The 17,692-nt window shown below is 46.3% G+C and carries 19 protein-coding genes, 1 tRNA gene and 1 pseudogene; 13 read left to right on the forward strand and 8 right to left on the reverse strand.

What is annotated here, in order from left to right:
* A pseudogene (locus V6C93_RS27445) lies at nucleotides 1–137 on the reverse strand (lipoyl synthase); the annotation flags it as partial.
* A gap of 106 nt (nucleotides 138–243) precedes the next feature.
* Here V6C93_RS27445 and V6C93_RS27450 point away from each other — a divergent pair.
* Together V6C93_RS27450 and cysC are read left to right on the forward strand one after the other, a co-directional pair.
* Nucleotides 244–317, forward strand: a tRNA-Pro gene (locus V6C93_RS27450).
* 174 nt (nucleotides 318–491) lie between these two features.
* Nucleotides 492–1,079, forward strand: coding sequence for an adenylyl-sulfate kinase (gene cysC, locus V6C93_RS27455; RefSeq protein ID WP_333479847.1), 588 nt, complete (start codon nucleotides 492–494; stop codon nucleotides 1,077–1,079).
* A 197-nt stretch (nucleotides 1,080–1,276) separates the two neighbouring features.
* Here cysC and hemJ read toward each other — a convergent pair whose 3' ends face one another.
* Both hemJ and V6C93_RS27465 read right to left on the reverse strand, forming a co-directional pair.
* Nucleotides 1,277–1,876: a protoporphyrinogen oxidase HemJ gene (hemJ, locus tag V6C93_RS27460; protein WP_333479848.1), complete on the reverse strand. Its 600-nt coding sequence runs from the start codon at nucleotides 1,874–1,876 to the stop codon at nucleotides 1,277–1,279.
* 225 nt (nucleotides 1,877–2,101) lie between these two features.
* Nucleotides 2,102–3,073: a PleD family two-component system response regulator gene (locus V6C93_RS27465; protein WP_333479849.1), complete on the reverse strand. Its 972-nt coding sequence runs from the start codon at nucleotides 3,071–3,073 to the stop codon at nucleotides 2,102–2,104.
* Between the two features lie 423 nt (nucleotides 3,074–3,496).
* On the opposite strand from V6C93_RS27465, the gene V6C93_RS27470 reads away from it, so the two are divergent.
* Nucleotides 3,497–3,643 carry a hypothetical protein gene (locus V6C93_RS27470; protein ID WP_333479850.1) on the forward strand — a complete coding sequence of 49 codons (147 nt, stop codon included), beginning with the start codon at nucleotides 3,497–3,499 and terminating at the stop codon, nucleotides 3,641–3,643.
* 136 nt (nucleotides 3,644–3,779) lie between these two features.
* Here V6C93_RS27470 and V6C93_RS27475 read toward each other — a convergent pair whose 3' ends face one another.
* Nucleotides 3,780–5,405, reverse strand: coding sequence for a cyclic peptide export ABC transporter (locus tag V6C93_RS27475; protein WP_333479851.1), 1,626 nt, complete (start codon nucleotides 5,403–5,405; stop codon nucleotides 3,780–3,782).
* A 288-nt stretch (nucleotides 5,406–5,693) separates the two neighbouring features.
* On the opposite strand from V6C93_RS27475, the gene hpnI reads away from it, so the two are divergent.
* The 10 genes from hpnI to V6C93_RS27525 all read left to right on the forward strand — a co-directional run bounded on the left by hpnI (nucleotide 5,694) and on the right by V6C93_RS27525 (nucleotide 13,790).
* Entirely contained in the window at nucleotides 5,694–6,932 is a 1,239-nt protein-coding gene (gene hpnI, locus V6C93_RS27480; protein ID WP_333479852.1) for a bacteriohopanetetrol glucosamine biosynthesis glycosyltransferase HpnI, read from the forward strand.
* Between the two features lie 491 nt (nucleotides 6,933–7,423).
* Nucleotides 7,424–7,942, forward strand: a complete 519-nt coding sequence (locus V6C93_RS27485) for a DUF2808 domain-containing protein (protein WP_333479853.1) — start codon at nucleotides 7,424–7,426, stop codon at nucleotides 7,940–7,942.
* 204 nt (nucleotides 7,943–8,146) lie between these two features.
* Nucleotides 8,147–8,284 carry a 50S ribosomal protein L34 gene (gene rpmH / locus V6C93_RS27490; protein ID WP_333479854.1) on the forward strand — a complete coding sequence of 46 codons (138 nt, stop codon included), beginning with the start codon at nucleotides 8,147–8,149 and terminating at the stop codon, nucleotides 8,282–8,284.
* A gap of 77 nt (nucleotides 8,285–8,361) precedes the next feature.
* Nucleotides 8,362–8,766 (forward strand): ribonuclease P protein component, encoded by a 405-nt coding sequence (rnpA, locus tag V6C93_RS27495; RefSeq protein ID WP_349262861.1) that lies wholly within the window; start codon nucleotides 8,362–8,364, stop codon nucleotides 8,764–8,766.
* On the forward strand, nucleotides 8,756–9,148 hold the full coding sequence (locus V6C93_RS27500; protein ID WP_333479856.1) for a PH domain-containing protein: 393 nt from the start codon (nucleotides 8,756–8,758) through the stop codon (nucleotides 9,146–9,148). Before rnpA ends, V6C93_RS27500 begins: the two co-directional genes overlap by 11 nt.
* Nucleotides 9,149–9,350: 202 nt before the next feature.
* Nucleotides 9,351–10,502, forward strand: coding sequence for a membrane protein insertase YidC (gene yidC / locus V6C93_RS27505; protein ID WP_333479857.1), 1,152 nt, complete (start codon nucleotides 9,351–9,353; stop codon nucleotides 10,500–10,502).
* Nucleotides 10,503–10,504: 2 nt separating this feature from the next.
* Nucleotides 10,505–10,996 (forward strand): protein jag, encoded by a 492-nt coding sequence (locus V6C93_RS27510; protein ID WP_333479858.1) that lies wholly within the window; start codon nucleotides 10,505–10,507, stop codon nucleotides 10,994–10,996.
* A 103-nt stretch (nucleotides 10,997–11,099) separates the two neighbouring features.
* On the forward strand, nucleotides 11,100–11,609 hold the full coding sequence (locus V6C93_RS27515; RefSeq protein WP_333479859.1) for a YceD family protein: 510 nt from the start codon (nucleotides 11,100–11,102) through the stop codon (nucleotides 11,607–11,609).
* Between the two features lie 72 nt (nucleotides 11,610–11,681).
* Complete coding sequence (locus V6C93_RS27520) at nucleotides 11,682–13,196, forward strand: AAA family ATPase (protein WP_333479860.1); 1,515 nt, start codon at nucleotides 11,682–11,684, stop codon at nucleotides 13,194–13,196.
* Nucleotides 13,197–13,319: 123 nt separating this feature from the next.
* Nucleotides 13,320–13,790 (forward strand): SH3 domain-containing protein, encoded by a 471-nt coding sequence (locus tag V6C93_RS27525; RefSeq protein ID WP_333479861.1) that lies wholly within the window; start codon nucleotides 13,320–13,322, stop codon nucleotides 13,788–13,790.
* A 577-nt stretch (nucleotides 13,791–14,367) separates the two neighbouring features.
* Here V6C93_RS27525 and V6C93_RS27530 read toward each other — a convergent pair.
* The 4 genes from V6C93_RS27530 to V6C93_RS27545 all read right to left on the reverse strand — a co-directional run.
* The gene (locus V6C93_RS27530; protein WP_349262862.1) at nucleotides 14,368–15,573 is read right to left on the reverse strand and encodes a glycosyltransferase; all 1,206 of its coding nucleotides are present in this window, start codon (nucleotides 15,571–15,573) and stop codon (nucleotides 14,368–14,370) included.
* Between the two features lie 202 nt (nucleotides 15,574–15,775).
* Nucleotides 15,776–16,393, reverse strand: coding sequence for an RcpC/CpaB family pilus assembly protein (locus V6C93_RS27535; RefSeq protein ID WP_333479863.1), 618 nt, complete (start codon nucleotides 16,391–16,393; stop codon nucleotides 15,776–15,778).
* Complete coding sequence (locus V6C93_RS27540) at nucleotides 16,393–17,328, reverse strand: hypothetical protein (protein WP_333479864.1); 936 nt, start codon at nucleotides 17,326–17,328, stop codon at nucleotides 16,393–16,395. The genes V6C93_RS27535 and V6C93_RS27540 overlap by 1 nt, the downstream gene beginning before the upstream one ends.
* A gap of 9 nt (nucleotides 17,329–17,337) precedes the next feature.
* Nucleotides 17,338–17,692: hypothetical protein (locus V6C93_RS27545; RefSeq protein WP_333479865.1), on the reverse strand; the 355-nt coding region annotated here is incomplete at its 5' end.

Consider the following 17,692-nt stretch of genomic DNA (forward strand, 5'->3'; position numbering starts at 1 on the left):
AAGCATTCCCCAATGTTTGGGCAAGAGGCTTCCTCACAAACCGTATTCAGTGTTAAATCCCGTAAAATTTCTTTGACATTACCGACCCGCTCCCATTGAGGCGCTTTGACACGCAACCATTCTGGCTTAACTACCACTCCCACCAAACGCTCCTACTGAAGTTACTCCGTGTCAATCCTAGCAAGCAGGAGGCTGATTGCCGATACAACGTGATACCATAAATCTGTTACGCTTATAACTTATCGGGATGTAGCGCAGCTTGGTAGCGCACTTCGTTCGGGACGAAGGGGTCGCAGGTTCAAATCCTGTCATCCCGATGCTCAATGTAAATTCATAAAGGACTTCTAGCATTCGGTTGCTGCTAAGTCTTTTTTTATTATCTATGTGTTTGGGCAAATACAGTAATACTTGGAATATCTGCGAGCTATCTTAAGTGTGTAGAAACTTCTTTATATAGTATCTTTAGGCTTAATAAATCTCAGTTTAATCCAATGACTGAAACCGTTGCCAAACCTCAAAGTGATTTGATCAAGTGTCAGCAGCCTGGTGTAACAGTATGGTTTACTGGCTTAAGTGGTGCAGGCAAAACAACAATTAGCTGTGCTGTGGAACATCGACTAAAGTCTTATGGGCAAAAAATTGAAATATTAGATGGCGATATTGTGCGTCTGAACTTATGCAAGGGATTAGGCTTTAGTAAAGAAGACCGAGACGAAAACATTCGCCGTGTTGGTTTTGTAGCAAATCTATTGACTCGTAACCAAGTTACAGTCTTGGTTTCAGCAATATCTCCCTACCGGGACGTGCGGCAAGAAGTGCGCGACCGAATTGTCAACTTTGTTGAAGTATACGTTAATGCGCCCCTTGAGGTCTGCGAACAACGGGATGTGAAAGGATTATATAAGAAGGCTCGCGCAGGGGTAATTAAAAACTTTACTGGAATTGATGACCCTTATGAGCCTCCACTTAATCCAGAAGTAGAATGTAGAACTGATTTGGAAACTCTAGAAGAGAGTGTGTCCAAGGTCTTAGCAAAGCTACGAGAATTAGGTTATTTGGGCTTAACCCTAGGAGAGTAAACCGCTCCTTCCAGTTGCAGTTGTATAGAACCGCTCAGAAGTCTGTCGGTGCGGGGATTGACGATACAGCTTTTACTCAGAGGATCATTGCCAATCAATAGACTTCTGCAAGAAGCCTGGCAACTAGGAATGGGTAATGGTTAATGAAAGCAATATTACCCAAAATTCACCCACAAATTCCCAATTGCCAATTGCCTTTAAACTGATAACTGTTCAGCCATCTCATCATCTTTAGCTTGAGAGGCTGCCAGCAGCTTTTCTTTATCTCGCTTGCGTTTTTTAGCGTAGAGCTGAATCGACGCTACCATTGCAATAACCATGCCAAAGATTGCCCAGGCGGTGATATCTGTCGGTAGATTATTCTTGAACACCGCTAGCAAGACAATCACTACCAACAAGATGGTCGGCGCTTCATTCAGCGCTCGAAATTGCTGTCCACTCCACTGACATTCTCCGGCTGCCAGTTTCTTCATAATTCGACCGCAGTAATGATGATAAGCCAGCAAAACCGCAACGAACGCTAGCTTGATATGTAACCAACCATCTTTAAGAACGTCCGGCTCAGTCGTCAGTAGACCAATTGCCATAGCGACTGTCACCAACATTCCTGGTGTTGTAATGATGCGATAGAGACGCTTCTCCATAATTTCATACTGCTTTTTGAGAATCGTCTGAGCAGGTTCCGGCTCCTGGGAAGCCTCTGCGTGATAAACGAAAAGACGTACCAGGTAGAATAACCCAGCGAACCAAACGACAACGCCAATCAGGTGAAATGCTTTAAACCAGTAATATGCCATAAATGATTTCCTCTAATGTTGAGGCGCTTGAGTAGGGTAAGTATTGTCGATCCTACTTGCTTTGGGGTAGCTCCTCTCAAGGGTGCCCCTTGATTAGGTTAATATGCTTACCAGGACTTGTGTTAATGATGCCATTGAGAAGCCATGCGCGAGAGCGCATCAAGAAGCGATGAAAATCCCTCTTTGCCTCTGGCTGTCTCTCTTCTTGATCCTTGTTTCGCTAAGTTAACAAGTTGTTGAGAAGATCACACAATTACGTCCTTGGGCTTTTGATTGATAGAGGGCGAGATCGGCAGCCGCAATCAGTGTTTCAGGGCTAGACCCAGATCTGGGAAAAAGGCTAGCAATTCCGATACTCACGGTTACATATTCACTCACGCGAGAATTGGCATGAGGAATTTTCAAAGCCTTAACCTTGGACTGAATCTTTTGAGCGACATGAGCGGCACCTATCGCTTCTGTGTTCGGCAGAATCACGGCAAATTCTTCTCCACCGTAACGAGCAACTAAATCAGCCGGACGCTTTACCGATTCGGAGATAGCACGCGCCACAGCTTTTAAACAGGTGTCTCCGCAAGGATGACCATAGATATCGTTATAAGCTTTGAAAAAGTCAACATCACACAAAATTAGTGAAACAGGGGAGAACTCTCGCGCCATTCGCTGCCACTCCCGACTGAAGTACTCATCAAAAGAGCGACGATTAGACACCTGGGTGAGACTATCCACGGTCGCTAAATGTAGCAACTTTTGATTCGCTTGTTCTAGCTCTCGATAAAGTCGAGACTTTTCGATCAGGATTCGCACGCGCTGACGCAGCACAGCTAGATTGATTGGCTTTGTTATGTAATCGCTAGCACCAACCTCAAAAGCGCGATCAACTGAGGCTTGATCTTCTAGTGCTGTAATCATTAAAACTGGGATGTGTTCGCTGCCGGGAAAAGATTGCAAGGTTGTACAACACTCAAAACCATCCATAACTGGCATCATGGCGTCTAGGAGAATCAGACTGGGCTGGGTGTGTTTATACACTTCTAAGCACTCATCTCCTTGAGAGGCTTCTACAACCGAATAGCCTTCTTTTTCTAAGACTTTGTGTAACATCAATCGCGTCAATCTGTCGTCGTCTGCCACCAGAATTAGATGCGAGGCCTGTTGAATAGGGGTACACCGATCTGCTGATATTTCACTAACCATTGGTTTTTAAATACTACTCTTGGTACGACAAGAGGTCGTTGATGATAGGTCATGCGCTACACGGTAACCTTTGAAGAGCTTTAATGTGAATAAGAAAGGTAAATAAAACACATCTTCCTTACGAAAGATTTAAGATTATGAAAAGAATTTCCAGTTACTCACTTCAGTCACACCCAACTGGCACACATCGCGTCCGCGATCTGAAGAACAGCAGTGATCGGCATCAACAGTGATCTAAGGTGAATGGCACTGACTTAAGAACTTTCCTACCTCACCAATGAACCTTTGTGCAGAGGGTCTGGGGGAGCACTCCGTCCCCCACCGGAGATGAGAGTGAGGAGGGGGTTTGGGGGGTCTCCCCCAATCTGGGTTTTTCTCAATTAACGATCGCTTTTCCCTTAAGTCAGTGCCATTTGATTGAAGGTGGTACTACCCCTAGCTGGAAGAGATTGCATAACCGTTCATGCTTTGTTTTTAGCAGTTGTGGGAGTGGCGATCGCAGAGGGGGCATTTCTCCTAAGCGATGAGGTAGAAGGAGCGATCGCCTTTCGCATCTCCCCTCTATTTTGATTATCCTTGTCTAAAGGAGACTATCGAAGTTGATGGACAACTACTGCTCACCAAGACGAAATAAGCTAATCGTCATTCATTATGGAGGTGAGTATGCGATCGCGTCAGCCTAGCAGATGAGCAATTCTCTTTATTTTCATCGTTGCTTGTCATATTCCACCTTGCCGTAATTCAGTTTTATAATCCGGTCTGCCAGATGAAAATAGTGGTCGTCGTGGCTGATGACTAGCAAGGTTTTTCCCCTACTTCTCAATTCTCCTAGAAACTGAGTGTAAAAGATTTCCTTAAAATCCGGGTCTTGGTCAGCTGCCCACTCATCAAATAGATAAATGGGTCTATCTTCTAGATAAGCAGTGAGCAAAGCGAGACGTTTACGCTGCCCCTGAGAAAGCGCTGTGGTGGAAAGTTTTCCACTCTCAACTTTTACCTTGCGCTCCAGTTGAAGTTGCTTCAAGTACTTTTGAGCTTGGGTATCCAAGTTGGTATTCTCTAACCCCAAAAGACTCTCGAATAAATAAAAATCTGAAAAAACTACCGAAAAATGCTGGCGATACCACTCTCGGTTGTGTCGATTAACGGGCTGTCCATCTAGCCGAATTTCTCCCGATTCAGGGATGTAAAGTCCAGTGATCAGCTTGGCAAGAGTAGACTTTCCACTGCCATTACCCCCAACAATAAAGATTAATTCTCCTGAATGCAGCGTCAGGTCTATCGGGCCGAGAATAAAGCTGCGGTCTTCTTCCTCCTGACTGTAATAAGGATAAGTCACACCCTTGAATTCCAAAGGCTGCCAGGAAGACTTAAATGGTAGAGCAACCGTAGATTCCTCAGCGCGACTGGCGAGAGATAAACCCAGTGACTCTATTTTTTGCAAAGCAATGCTAGCTCGACTTAAATAGGGAAGGTTGTTGACGATATTGTCCATCGGCAACATCAAGTAGGCGAAGGCCAAAATGTAGCCAGAGAGATTTTGGGGGCTGATAGCGATTAATTTGGGCAGTGCAAATAGAACAAAACCCACTGCGAAAAAAAACAGCAGCTTACCCCAGCTAGCTGTCATGGCAAATAGAGTTAAACCATCAACATTGTGACGACGGAGCGAAGTAGCAGTTGATTGAAGTTCTTGCGAAAGGAAGACTTGACGCCGTTGAGCATGGAGTTTGAGTTCTTTGATGCCTTCGCTGAGAGTGCGGAAGTGGTTAAACAGTAAATCCTGCTCTTCACGGGCAAGAGCAAGCCACTTTCCCCCTCGTTTCAACAGCCACTGGCAACTACCCATTGCCACGGCACAAAAGCCTACTACCAGCAACGATACTTTCCAGTAGAGCCAGGTTATATAAATCAGGCAACCCACTACAATCGCCAAATCAATGCAGAGAAAGGGAACGATATAAACAGCATTAGTAACGGCTTGAACATCTTCAGTGAGGGTTGCCAGGAGTCGGGGAGTACCGACTTGTTCGAGGTGACTTAATTCGGACGCGAGAATCTGGCGGCTCAGGCGCATCCGCAATTGTAAGACGGCATCCTGGGATAAACGAATCAGCACCACTTGGGAAACAATACTAGTGATGAGGGCGACTAAAGCCAGTCCGATAAAGCTCCAAGTAATGGAGGTAATAGATTCAGTAGTGCTGCCACTGACTGTATTGCTGATTAGGGCAATCAGTGCCGCACTACTACTGCCACTCACAAATCCAGTGACGATCGCAATCGCCACCATCCTCCAGGAAGAACGAAGAAGGAAGTAAATCAGATTCATGTTTGTTGATCGCTCTCCCAACGGAAGTTCTCACTCCACGGGGTTAGGTCAAGCTTGAGATTTAGAAACGTTCAATCATATTATTCCAAAAGCCACAGGCTAATCGGCACTCTGAAGTTAGCTGCAACACTCTCACAAAAACCGTTTTTTGTCAAATACATAAAGTTAGATTGACACTGTATATTCATAAAATTGACACACCTGCGTCATAAGCCCTGCCTATAACCTAATAGCTGGCTGACATGCATTGAATATAAATAATGCAGCTACCCTTTTATCACTACGTCAATGGAAATTTTGGGCTCTACTTTCTTAACGACTTGGACGCTAACGGTTATTGATTTCCTTCTATTAATCCTCGGTTTAGTAGCTGTTTGGTTCTATGGCTATGCCATTCATGCTGCGATCGCTTGGTTGAAGCGTCCCACTCCTGTTGAGCCAAATTTCCATCCACCGATTACTATTCTGAAACCGATTTGTGGTGTAGATAGCGATGCTTACGAAAATCTTGCGTCGTTCTGCCAGCAGGATTACCCAACCTACCAAATTATCTTCGCTGTCCTAGAGAGTACCGATCCGGGAATTGAAGTGGTGCAGAAAATCATTCACTACTTCCCGCAAGTGGATATTCAGTTGGTTGTGAGCGATCGCACCATTGGTACCAACCGCAAAGTGAGCAATCTAGCGAATGCAGTTACTAAAGCTAGGTATGACACCCTGTTGATTGCCGATAGTGATATCCGAGTAGGAACTGACTATTTGCAGCGAGTCGTTCAGCCCCTACGAGATGCTAGAGTTGGTGTCGTCACCTGTTTGTATCGTTCCTTAGCCAGCGGATGGGTGGCAAGACTGGAGGCCGTTGGAGTTGCTACAGAGTTCCATGCAGGGGTTTTAGTCTCCACGAAACTAGAAGGTATCAAGTTTGCCCTAGGTTCAACGATTCTCATCCGTAGAACGGTACTGGAGAAGATTGGGGGATTTGAAGCGATCGCTGATTATCTGGCAGATGACTTCCAGTTGGGGAACCTACCGACTCAAGCAGGCTATAAGGTGGTGCTTTCCGACTATGTAGTTGAACATGTCTTGGCAAGCACCACCTTAGTTGATTCTCTCCGACGCCAAATTCGTTGGGCACGGGGAACAAGAGTTTGTCGTCCGTGGGGCTATTTGGGGCTAATCTTCACTCATGGCACCGTTACCAGTCTACTCTTGCTGATAGCGACTGGGGAGTCAGCCCTAGGCTGGCTTTTCTTAGGGATAACCTGGATGGCGCGATTAGTCATGGGCTGGGTTGTTGGCGTTAGGAGTCTTGACGATCCAGTTGCCAAAAAATTTCTCTGGCTCATTCCTTTGTGGGATCTGATCGGCTTCGCGATTTGGTGTTATAGCTTTATGGGTAATCGAATTGAATGGCGGGGCAAAGGCTGGAGGTTAACCAAAGACGGCAAGCTCGTCGCCATTTCACATGAATCAGCCAGAAGGTTCGCAACCTCAATGATCGCAAACCATCCAAACTCTAAAATCTAACCGATAGTACACAACGCCTTAGGGGCAGGACATATCGTGTCTTTTGCTATCAATGGCAAATGGAACTCAACGAAATCCCTCAACGCTGGGAGGATTGGTAAGTTCAGATTGAGCAGCTAGAAGCCTTGTGTAATCCAAGCTCACCAAATCTTGCCTGTTACTAATTGTTTTTAGGCATTGACAATCTGCTCAAAACAGCTTAATAAAAATTTAATAACATGAGTATGTTGGTTAAAATCTACTATACCTATTCCCAACACGCCTCACTTTTTCTGCCCACCTTACCACCGATTGAAACATCAGCTCGCTCATCAATGATTTAAGGCCAGTCCTAGAGGCACTTTCTATGAGCCTTTAACGTCACCATCTGGGATAATCCGCATTAAATCGACTTTGATACAGTCAAATAGAGCCAAAAATAGTAAAGTTTAGTGACAAACCTCATTACCCTACGGAAGAGTAGTCAGCCTATGTTATTTAAAAAATCGTTGATGCGACACCTTATTTCTGCCGTAGCTGTTACGGGTTGTGTCATCACCGGGTTTTCTGTCAACAGCTGGGCACAGAATAACTCCGGTTTTACCCTATGGAGCGGTGTCGGTCGTGAAAATCAGCTGAACTATTACCTAGATTATGGCGGTCAACCGAACGGCTGGGATCGTTACCGCTTTAAAATCCCTGCCAAGAAATTGGAGTTAGGCGTTGCCCAGATTGCGATTTCTTATCCCGATTATTACGACGGTAAGTTTGATACCAAGAGAGTTGAGGTACTTGCCAAAGGCAAAAAGATACCCATCTCTGAAGTGAAGTGGGATAAAGAAAACCACGTCATTCAGATCGAGATGGAGGAGCCAATCCAGGCGGGGAATAGCCTTGAAATCGTATTTTCGAACGTTAAAAATCCACCCTTTGGTGGAATGTACTACTTTAACGCTCAGGTTCTCTCACCCGGTGATGTGCCACTACCTCGTTACGTCGGAACTTGGATTTTGAGTATTGGTGGAGGTTAGGAGCCCGTCTGTGAGGGGACTGGGGAGAGTCGGTTACAGAGCGAGAAGGTGAGCTGCTCAAAACATGCAACCTTCCAACTTTTAACCGGCTAAGCTTTCCACCCTCTGACCCATGACCCATTTCCTTCGCAGTTGAGATGCTAATCTAGTAGATTGTGACTCTTTGACGAAGCGTCAGCTCCATTGTTTTTGAAGTAACAGCATATGACTCAACGCACTCTACGTGGCACTAGCCGCAAACGCAAAAGAAAGTCGGGTTTTCGCGCACGGATGCGCACCCAAGACGGTCAGAACGTAATTAAAGCTCGTAGAAGCAAAGGGCGTCATCGTCTCTCGGTATAGTTTTAGTGACTATTGGTCGAGTAGTGGTTGCTTTCCTGCTTCAGCCGTCGGTTGTGTCCTCGTACTGGAGTATAAGTGTGGCATTACCTCAAGCCCATCGACTCAGACACTGGCGAGATTTTCAGAACGTTTATCAAAAAGGAATTCGCCGCTCTGGGCGTTATTTAACTTTGCGAGGTCTGCTACAACGAAACAGTACCGTGGACGCCCCGACTTCAGAGAGGTTACCGTCGCCCACAAAAGACAAGCCTCCAACTCGCATTGGCATCTCTGTCAGCCAAAAAGTTAGCAAAAAAGCAGTGGTTCGTAATCGAATTAAGCGGCTCATTAGGGCGGCTTTACGCCAATTGCTACCACAAATTTCCCCAGGATGGCGACTGGTTGTAGGGGTACGACCGGGAGCCGACCAGTGCGATTATGCGCAATTTTTGCGAGAATTAAAGCAGTTGTTGGCAGAAGCCGAGGTATTAAATGGGCATTAAAGAGGAAGTTTTTTACGAAGGTGGCCCCCACGTTGGCGATTTGATTATTAATATTTTGTTAGGGTTCACGGTGATTTGCTTACCCTTGACGGTAGGAGCCATTGTTCGTTCCCTATGGTTACGCTATCGAATTACGGATCGCCGTATCTCGATCACAGGAGGTTGGCAGGGACGCGATCGCACAGACATTATCTTTTCAGAGGTTGTCAAAGTCGTTAAAGTTCCTCGTGGTTTTGGAGGGTGGGGAGACATTGTGGTCACCCTCAAAGATGGCAGTCGTCTGGAAATACGAGCCATCCCCCGGTTCCGCGAAATCTACGACCACATTGCTGAAAAAGCTGCTCAAAAAACTGGAAAACCCGTTGATGCTGTGAAAGCTTAGAGTAATGGGTATGGGAAGATGCCCAACCTTTTGGCCCACAAAAAACAAAAATCAACTCGCTCATATCCCCAAGATTCTGCTTCCCGGTCAAGCCGACTTGGGGTATATCTCGGTGCATACCGGATAACCGTCTCGCATTGGGACGAATATTAGATAGATTAGATTCAGAAAACTTTACAGCGCCTAGGTAGACTTTACACGAATGGATTTTGGTGTCGGGTTTCTTTCCAACAACGTCATGCTGCCAATCCTGGATTTCTTTTACGGGATTGTGCCGAGCTATGGTCTCGCCATTGTAGCGCTGACCCTCGTGATTCGCTTTGCCCTCTTTCCCTTGAACGCTGGTTCCATTCGCAACATGAGGCGCATGCGAATCACCCAGCCGCTGATGAAAAAGCGGCAAGAAGAGATTCAAAAACTCTACAAAGATGACCCAGCTAAACAGCAGGAAGAGATGAGCAAACTCTTCAAAGAGTTTGGTAATCCCTTAGCTGGCTGTCTACCGGTTGTGCTGCAAATGCCGGTATTGTTTGCCTTGTTTGCGACCTTGCGGGGGTCACCGTTTTCTGACGTTAATTACGCCGTCAATCTCCAAATCTTTCCCAGAGAGCAAATGGAGTTGATTCAGCCCCAAGCGTTTTCAACCAAACCCCAAAACATTTACATCGCTGATGGCGTTCATGCCCCAGTGGCGGCTATTCTTCCGGGAGGAAGCCGTTTAGTCGTTGGAGAAAAAACCCAATTAGAGTTTCAAACCGTTGAAGGCAAACCGCTTAGCACATTATTGACCGAGTATCCCGAGACAAAAATTGCTCCCAAATGGCAAGTAACCAAAGGGGCAGAGCACATCCGGCTTCAGGAAGACGGAACTCTCGAAGCGGTAGAACCCGGAGAAGTAACGCTTCAGGGCAGCCTTCCTGGGCTAGCCGCTGACAAAGGATTCCTCTTCATTGATGCTCTAGGGCGTGTGGGTGCTTTTGAACCCGATGGAAGTATCCACTGGGATGTCATTAGCATGATTCTCGTCTTTGGCATTAGTTTGTATGTGAACCAGCTTCTTTCGGGTCAGAATGCTTCGAATGATGACGCCTCCAAGCAGCAAGCAACGGTGAATAAGCTCACTCCAATCCTGTTCTCAGGAATGTTCTTATTCTTCCCCTTGCCTGCTGGCGTGCTGATGTACATGGTGATTGCCAATATTTTTCAGACAGCCCAGACTTTCATTCTGATGCGCGAACCCTTGCCCGAAAACATTCAAAAAATGATGGAGACGCAAGAGAAAGAAACAAAAGCTGGGGAGAAGCGCGAATCACTGCCTTTTGAACGGCGTTCTAAGAAAAAGGCTTCAAGTTAGTTATGGACAAGCAGCTCATGCAGCGGGGTCAGCAGTGGCTTGAAGAACTCCTCCGTTTATCCAAGTTGACGGCACAGGTGACGCCAACAGTAACCGATGACTCAGGTGAGGATAAGCCAAACTATTGGTTAACCATTGATCAAACCCGACTGACTCCCAAGCAAATTGAAATTTTGATTGGCCCGGACGGGGCAGCACTTGATGCGATTCAGTACCTGGCTAATTCCATTTTGAATTTGGGGCAGGACGAAGAGGGGCAAGCCGCATATACTATAGAACTCGACGGTTATCGCCTCCAGCGTCAAGAGGAACTCCGGGCGCTGGCGGATCACGCCGCCCAGACGGTTCGCCAGACGGGTCAAGAATTTGAAATGAAGTCCTTGTCGTCCGCAGAACGGCGTCAAGTTCATACCTTTTTGAAGGAATGCGAGGACTTGGAGACTCAGAGTCGGGGACAGGAACCCGATCGCCGACTGGTTGTGCGTCTACGTTAACGGAAGGAATGACCCACTATTAGGGGTTTGAGATAGCTCTGCCAATCTTGAAGCCTCTAATTTACAGCTGGGTCACTATGAATTACGAGTAAGGATAAGCATCATGGAAGCCATTCATATTCCTTGGCTGCTTAAGCTACCAGAGCAGACAGAGGTCATTCAGGTTAATGAGTGCATTGCGGGTTTAGAGACGCTAACCCCAGTGCGCGGTCGAATGCAAGTGGCCCATCGAGGAAATTATCTAGAGGTTTCGGCTCAAGCAGAAACGATTATTACATTGACCTGCGATCGCTGCTTGCAGCAGTACAACCACCGTTTACAAGTTGATGCCTCGGAAATGGTTTGGTTGGATGAGTCAGCCGACGGGCCCGATGAGGGTCCATTGGAACGGGAAACAGCGTTGGAAGACTTGGTAGAAACGCTACCACCTCAAGGTTATTTTCAGCCAGACGTTTGGCTATACGAGCAACTGTGTCTGGCAACTCCTCCCCGGCAGCTTTGTGACCAGAATTGCCCAGGAATTCAGATTAATGACAAAGGCAAGGGGAGTGCAGCGCTCACAGATCGGCGTTGGCAAGCCCTGGAAGACCTGAAAAAACAACTCCCTGGCTAGTCTGCCTATTTGGAGGAAGAATTAGAAATACGCAATTTTAATTCTTTCGGTTTCCCATAACCTCGGTGTGTCATGAGTTTTAATGATGAGTTTGAGCTGCTTCTACGTGCCCGCTACCCTTTGCTCTATATTCCAAGCCTAGAAGAAGAGCGAGTGGAAGCTTCGATCGCACAGGCGGCTAAACGCTTAGGCGATCGGGCTGTCTATATCTGGGATTTTGTAGACGGCTACCAGGGCAACCCCAATGACGAAGGGTTTGGACGCCGTAACCCGTTACAAGCCTTAGAATTTGTGGATAAAGTAGCTGAAAGCGCAGCTGCTATCTTTATATTAAGAGATTTTCACCGTTTTTTAGACGATATCTCCATTTCTCGTAAACTTAGAAATCTATCACGACGTCTAAAATCCCAACCCAAGAATATTGTCATCCTTTCGCCACAAATTGCCGTTCCTGCTGAGCTGGCGGAAGTACTAACAGTTGTAGAATTTCCTTTACCGAACGCTGCGGAAATCAAAGCCGAAATTCAACGATTGCTCAGCGCTACAGCACAATCCCTAAGTGATAAAGTGCTAGATGAGCTGGTACGTTCCGCGCAGGGGCTTTCTCTAGAGCGGATTCGCCGAGTTCTTGCTCGTGGGATTGCCTCTCACGGCGAAATTCAACCGGAAGACGTGGAACTGATTTTAGAAGAAAAGCGCCAATCGATTCGCCAGACGCAGATTTTAGAGTTTTACCCAACAACGGAAAGAATTTCTGATATTGGTGGCTTGGATAACTTGAAAGACTGGTTGCTGCGCAGGGGAGGGGCTTTTACCGAACGAGCCAGACAATACGGTTTGCCCCATCCTCGCGGCTTGCTCTTAGTGGGAATTCAGGGAACCGGAAAGTCATTAACGGCAAAAGCGATCGCCCACCACTGGCACCTACCCCTGCTACGCCTGGATGTGGGGCGTCTATTTGGGGGCTTAGTGGGAGAATCGGAATCTCGCACCCGGCAAATGGTTCAGTTGGCAGAAGCGCTTGCTCCTTGTATCTTGTGGATTGATGAAATCGATAAAGCCTTCTCTGGCATTGATTCTAAAGGAGATGCGGGAACAACCAGCCGTGTATTTGGTACCTTCATTAACTGGCTAGCCGAAAAAAAATCACCGGTATTTGTTGTCGCCACTGCCAACAACATCCAATCTCTACCCCCAGAAATGCTCCGTAAAGGGCGGTTTGATGAAATTTTCTTTGTGGGATTGCCCAGTCAGGAAGAACGTAGAGCAATTTTTGAGTTACATTTATCTCGACTGCGGCCTCACAACTTAAAGAGTTATGATTTAGACCGCGTCGCTTACGAAACACCTGATTTTTCGGGTGCGGAAATCGAACAAACTCTGATTGAAGCCATGCACATTGGCTTCAGCCAGAACCGAGATTTCACCACGGATGATATATTGGAATCCGCCAGCCAGATTATCCCCTTGGCTCGAACCGCGCAAGAGCAAATCCAATTTTTACAAAACTGGGCAGCTGCCGGAAAAGCCCGTATGGCGTCTAGAGATAGCCGATTAAGCAGTCGCATTCATCGTCAACTTCAGTAAGCAGGTTGTTAATGGAAATGGGTTACAGGTTGAAGGTTAAATATTACAAGTTAATCTTCAACCTTCAACCTTCAACCTTCAACCTTCAACCTTCAACCTTCAACCTTCAACCTTCAACTCCCTATGAGTTTGTCAGGCATCTTTAAGTTTTTATTAGGTTTTTTTATTGGAATTTTATTCCTAGTAGTTTTTGGTGTTGGTGCAGCCTATTACTTCTGGACAAGGCTTTCCATTACTCCTCAAAAACCCATCTTTGCAGAGGAGCAACCGAAGAAGTTACAGACAGCTAAAAAAGCTAGTTTGACTCAGGCATCTAAACCCAAAGCAATCAGTAAACCTACCCCCACACCCAGTAAGTCGCCCGTCAAAGAACTACCCCCAGGTGCTTACAAAGCGCGTGTAACCTGGCCAGAAGGCTTGAGCCTCCGCGACGCGCCGACGCTAGATTCCAACCGTATTGGTGGTGTTGCTGCCAATCAGCAAGTGTTTGTTCTGAAACTCAGCGATGATGGCAAATGGCAACAGGTGCGCTTAGCCGAAGATAATCAAGAGGGCTGGATTAAGGCAGGTAATACGGAAAAAGCCAATAATTGATTACCTAATACATCTAATTTTTTAGTGGAGACAAGGCAGAAGACAAAGGGCAAAAGTCAGAAGAAAGAAAAGATTTCAAGAAAAAAGGGGGTTATCAAAGCGAATTTGGTATTACACCCTGTTTTACTAGTTTTTGAGAAATCTGGCTAGAAAATCTTCTTAATGATTATTTATAAATGGCTCTAAAATTCTGAGTTTCTTCTCGATTTCTTACCGATTTTCTGCCCGAATATTTGACTTCTGAGCAGTATTCTCATGATTGTTGAGTGGAAAACATTCTATGAACACTTGTCCTTGCTGCTCGGATAGGTTACTCCGCCATATTCGCCAAAAAAGCATTTATTGGTATTGTTCGCGATGCAGGCAGATAATGCCCGTTTTGGATGAAAATATTACAAATATTCATTAATATTTTAAAACGAGGAAAGTACTGAATAATTTCCTTTTTTAAGAAATTTTAATAACTGGAAGCACTAATCGATCACTACTTGCATCGGGACTCTAACTGCTGTTCCTTAGGCTTCTTGCAGAAGTCCGAGAGAGGGAAAGATGGGTGATGGGTTCTAACATGAACCGTTCAAGAGTCGTACACCCGTCCTTTCCAAGCGCCGCCTCGTCCTTGCCAGTGCCGTATAGCGGAATCTAGAGTCATCAAGGTATACAGAAAAGCGATCGCAGGCAAGGAAAAGGCGAACCAAGGCGAACACCCATAAAATCGGAGTATGGGTAAGTAAGCTCCAGCCATCAGCAGCCATCCTGATAAACCAGCGATCGCAACTAGCCAGTTTCCCGTCAATCCTCCCCAGATTGCCCCCACCGGAGAAACCAAGTAAATGAGAGTCATCGCGCAGAGGGTTCCTAACAACAGCCAGGGTGAATAGTTCAGCTGTGTATAGGCGGTACGAGCTACCATTTCCCAGATAGTCTCTAGCGACGGATAAGGTCGTAAACTTCGAGTTAAGGACGTGAGTCCTAGCCAAATACGGCTCCTGCTTTCAGCCTTCTCTGAAAAACCACTCGACTTTACAGCTTGAGCAAGGGCACAATCATCAATCAGTGCTTGGCGAACCACCTGAATCCCACCAATGCGATTTAACGCTTCACGACGAATCAGGATACACCCTCCAGCAGCTGCGGCTGTTGGATTAGAGGGGTCATTGACCCAGTTAAAGGGGTAGAGTTTTTGAAAGAAGAAAACGAAGGCTGGGATTAGAAATTGCTCCCAAAAATCCTGGCACCGCAGTAGCACCATCAAGGATACGAGGTCTAAATCGTCTTGCTGTGCCTTAGCAACCAGCCTGCGGAGATTGCCCCTGTTATGCTCAATATCGGCATCCGTAAACAGCAAATAGTCCGGTGCTGAGGTTAAATTTTGGGCATGACGAATCCCTTGCTCCATCGCCCAAAGCTTTCCTGTCCAACCCGCAGGCAGGGGTACTCCTGGAATAATCTCCAGTTGTGAGCTGGTTTTGAGTTCTTGCGCAACTTGTTGGGCAACACTTGCTGTGCCATCGGTGCTGCCATCGTCTACGAGGATGACTGAATAGGAACCAGGATAATCTTGGCTAAGGAGCGATCGCAAGGTGACGGGTAGTAACGCTGCCTCATTGCGAGCAGGCACTACCGCACAAACCGATGGATATAATACTGAGGGGGTGGGCTGTGGCTCCGTTTCGGCTTCTACTAAACGCTGATCGGTGCGCCAAAATTGCCCCCGGAAACCCAGCAATCCAATCCAAATTATCAAGGATAGAAAGGTCAGCCCTAACCCAATCTCAGCCAGCAGCATGGTGAAAATTCTTTACAACAGAAAGAACCTTACACTATCTGTTGGTTTGTGGGAAATGATTTGCTGTACAAATTAGGGGCAACCACGGGGGGATTGCCCCTACAATTACTGAACTGGCGCTCTAGGGGGTTAACAACAGGTGAATCCCAAAGCCAGCGTAATGTAACTGACGTTGGGCATTGAAACTAGAAGAAGTTTAAAGTTTGCGACTGATAAGCAGCTTAGCTCCGATACTGTTAGTAGCAAATTCTTGACGACGGGCTACAGGTAGGGCGACAACAATCACAAACGGTGAATCAGACAGTTGGTTGGTAGGGGATTTGTTCTCCTGCATTGACTTGACATCTAAAACTAAGATGTCTGGGAGCAAAACTGAAGTGAGTTGAGGCTCTGATTTGGTTGCAGTAGGGACAATTATAATGTCAACAATATCACCAGCTTCAAGGTTGCCACCTAACACCATCGCAGGTGTTGCTGGGATGCCAATGGCAACGGTATTAGAAATGCGATCGCTCTCCACCTGGGGACCAAGTTTGTCTTTGCTAAGTGGCTTGTGCTTAGGGACTGGGGTCAGGGTGTAGCGGTTTACAATTGAACTCAGAGTTTTAGCAGAGGATTTTTTTTGTACCAGATCAGTTAGTTGAATCTGGTGATAGGCGGGTAGGTCGCGCACTGGAACAGGGATAAGTTGACGGGTTTGGGGTTCATGCAAACCTAGGTAAAGAGCACAGAAGGCTGAAACTGGAATAGCGATCAACACCCCTAGACGACTGAGGGGCATAGAGAACCGCTTTGGCTTGGTATTTGCATTCATCAGGCTTGTTTCTGACCAGAACTATCAGCCTCATCGTTCGTGTATTTCAACGAGCCAGGTAAGTTTCGATAGAGGAACTGACCGATGGCTTGCCATTGCTCTCTCTCCTCTTTTAGGTTAGTCGGTAGTGGCAAGCGCATCTGAATGAGCAGTTCGTTGCGGTATAAATCAAAAGCCGCTTTGACTTGTTGAGCATAGAGACGTGCGCTGCCTAAAGCAGCATTATAAGCAAACCAAGCTACCAACAATCCCCCCCAGAAGCAAAGTAGGAATAACCACCAAGTTCCACCGACAATGAGTAAATAAATACTGCTCAGAAGCGCAAACGCTCCACCTAAAAAAGATCGAACTAACATGAATTCAAAAGAACTTCTCGCTTCGGCAAGAGTTTGGATAAAATGCTCTGGAAATAGGTTATAAAGCCGAGGCCAGATGAGTACGGCGTCAATTTTATAGCGAATTAACGGGTATAATTCAGCATTCTTTAGGATGTTACCAACGCGGGTTGGCATTACCTGTTCAAGCTGGTTAGGAAGTGGATAATTTAAGTAAATTTCTTCATAATAGGAGGGGTCTTGATCTAGTCTTTCGCCAAGTTCCTTCAGACGGTTTTGATACCAGCTCGTGCTGATTTTTTTTAAGTATCGATTCAAGGGGAAATTCCAGTAACCTTCGTACAGGCGTACTATCGTAGTTAAATTACTGACTAATATGCTAGAGAAGAAAGTTACTAAACTGATAAAGCCAACAATTGTGACTATTTGGAAAGCCGTGTTTTGTTGATTCCAAGCGTTGGCAGTGCTTACCAAATCTCCCTGGCCAGCGATCGCAACAACAACAGACAGGCCACAAAAGATGAAGCTAGGAAAAAAAGCATTAATTAGAAAGCGGCGATCGAAGAGGCTAGTCGCTTTTTCTAGAGCAGCACTGAACATTACAGACTCCTATTCAGGTAGTTTCAGTGTATGTCTTGGTGGAGTTGGATTTTTACAGGTAGGTAGGTAGTCTGGATCGAGGAAGGGGACTTTGTTTGGGTAGCCGCATCCAGGTTCAGCACAAATAACCGTGCCAACTGGAAGCTGGTGTGAACCAGCTAACCCTGTGTCCCCAGCAGCACCTGATAGAGCCAGCTCACCGATTGTCTGCGTCTGCTCAACAGGAGCGCTATCCAAATATTGATTTAAAGTTTCGACGGGTAGGACACCAACAACTTGTTCCTCGTCGTCCAAGGCTATAGCACCTCTCGCCCCTACTTTGAACAGCGTCTCCACTCCCCGTTTTGCTAAATCTTGCATCTTT

Origin of the sequence: Allocoleopsis sp. (genome assembly GCF_036703385.1) — a bacterium.
In the GTDB taxonomy this organism is placed as follows: domain Bacteria; phylum Cyanobacteriota; class Cyanobacteriia; order Cyanobacteriales; family Coleofasciculaceae; genus Allocoleopsis.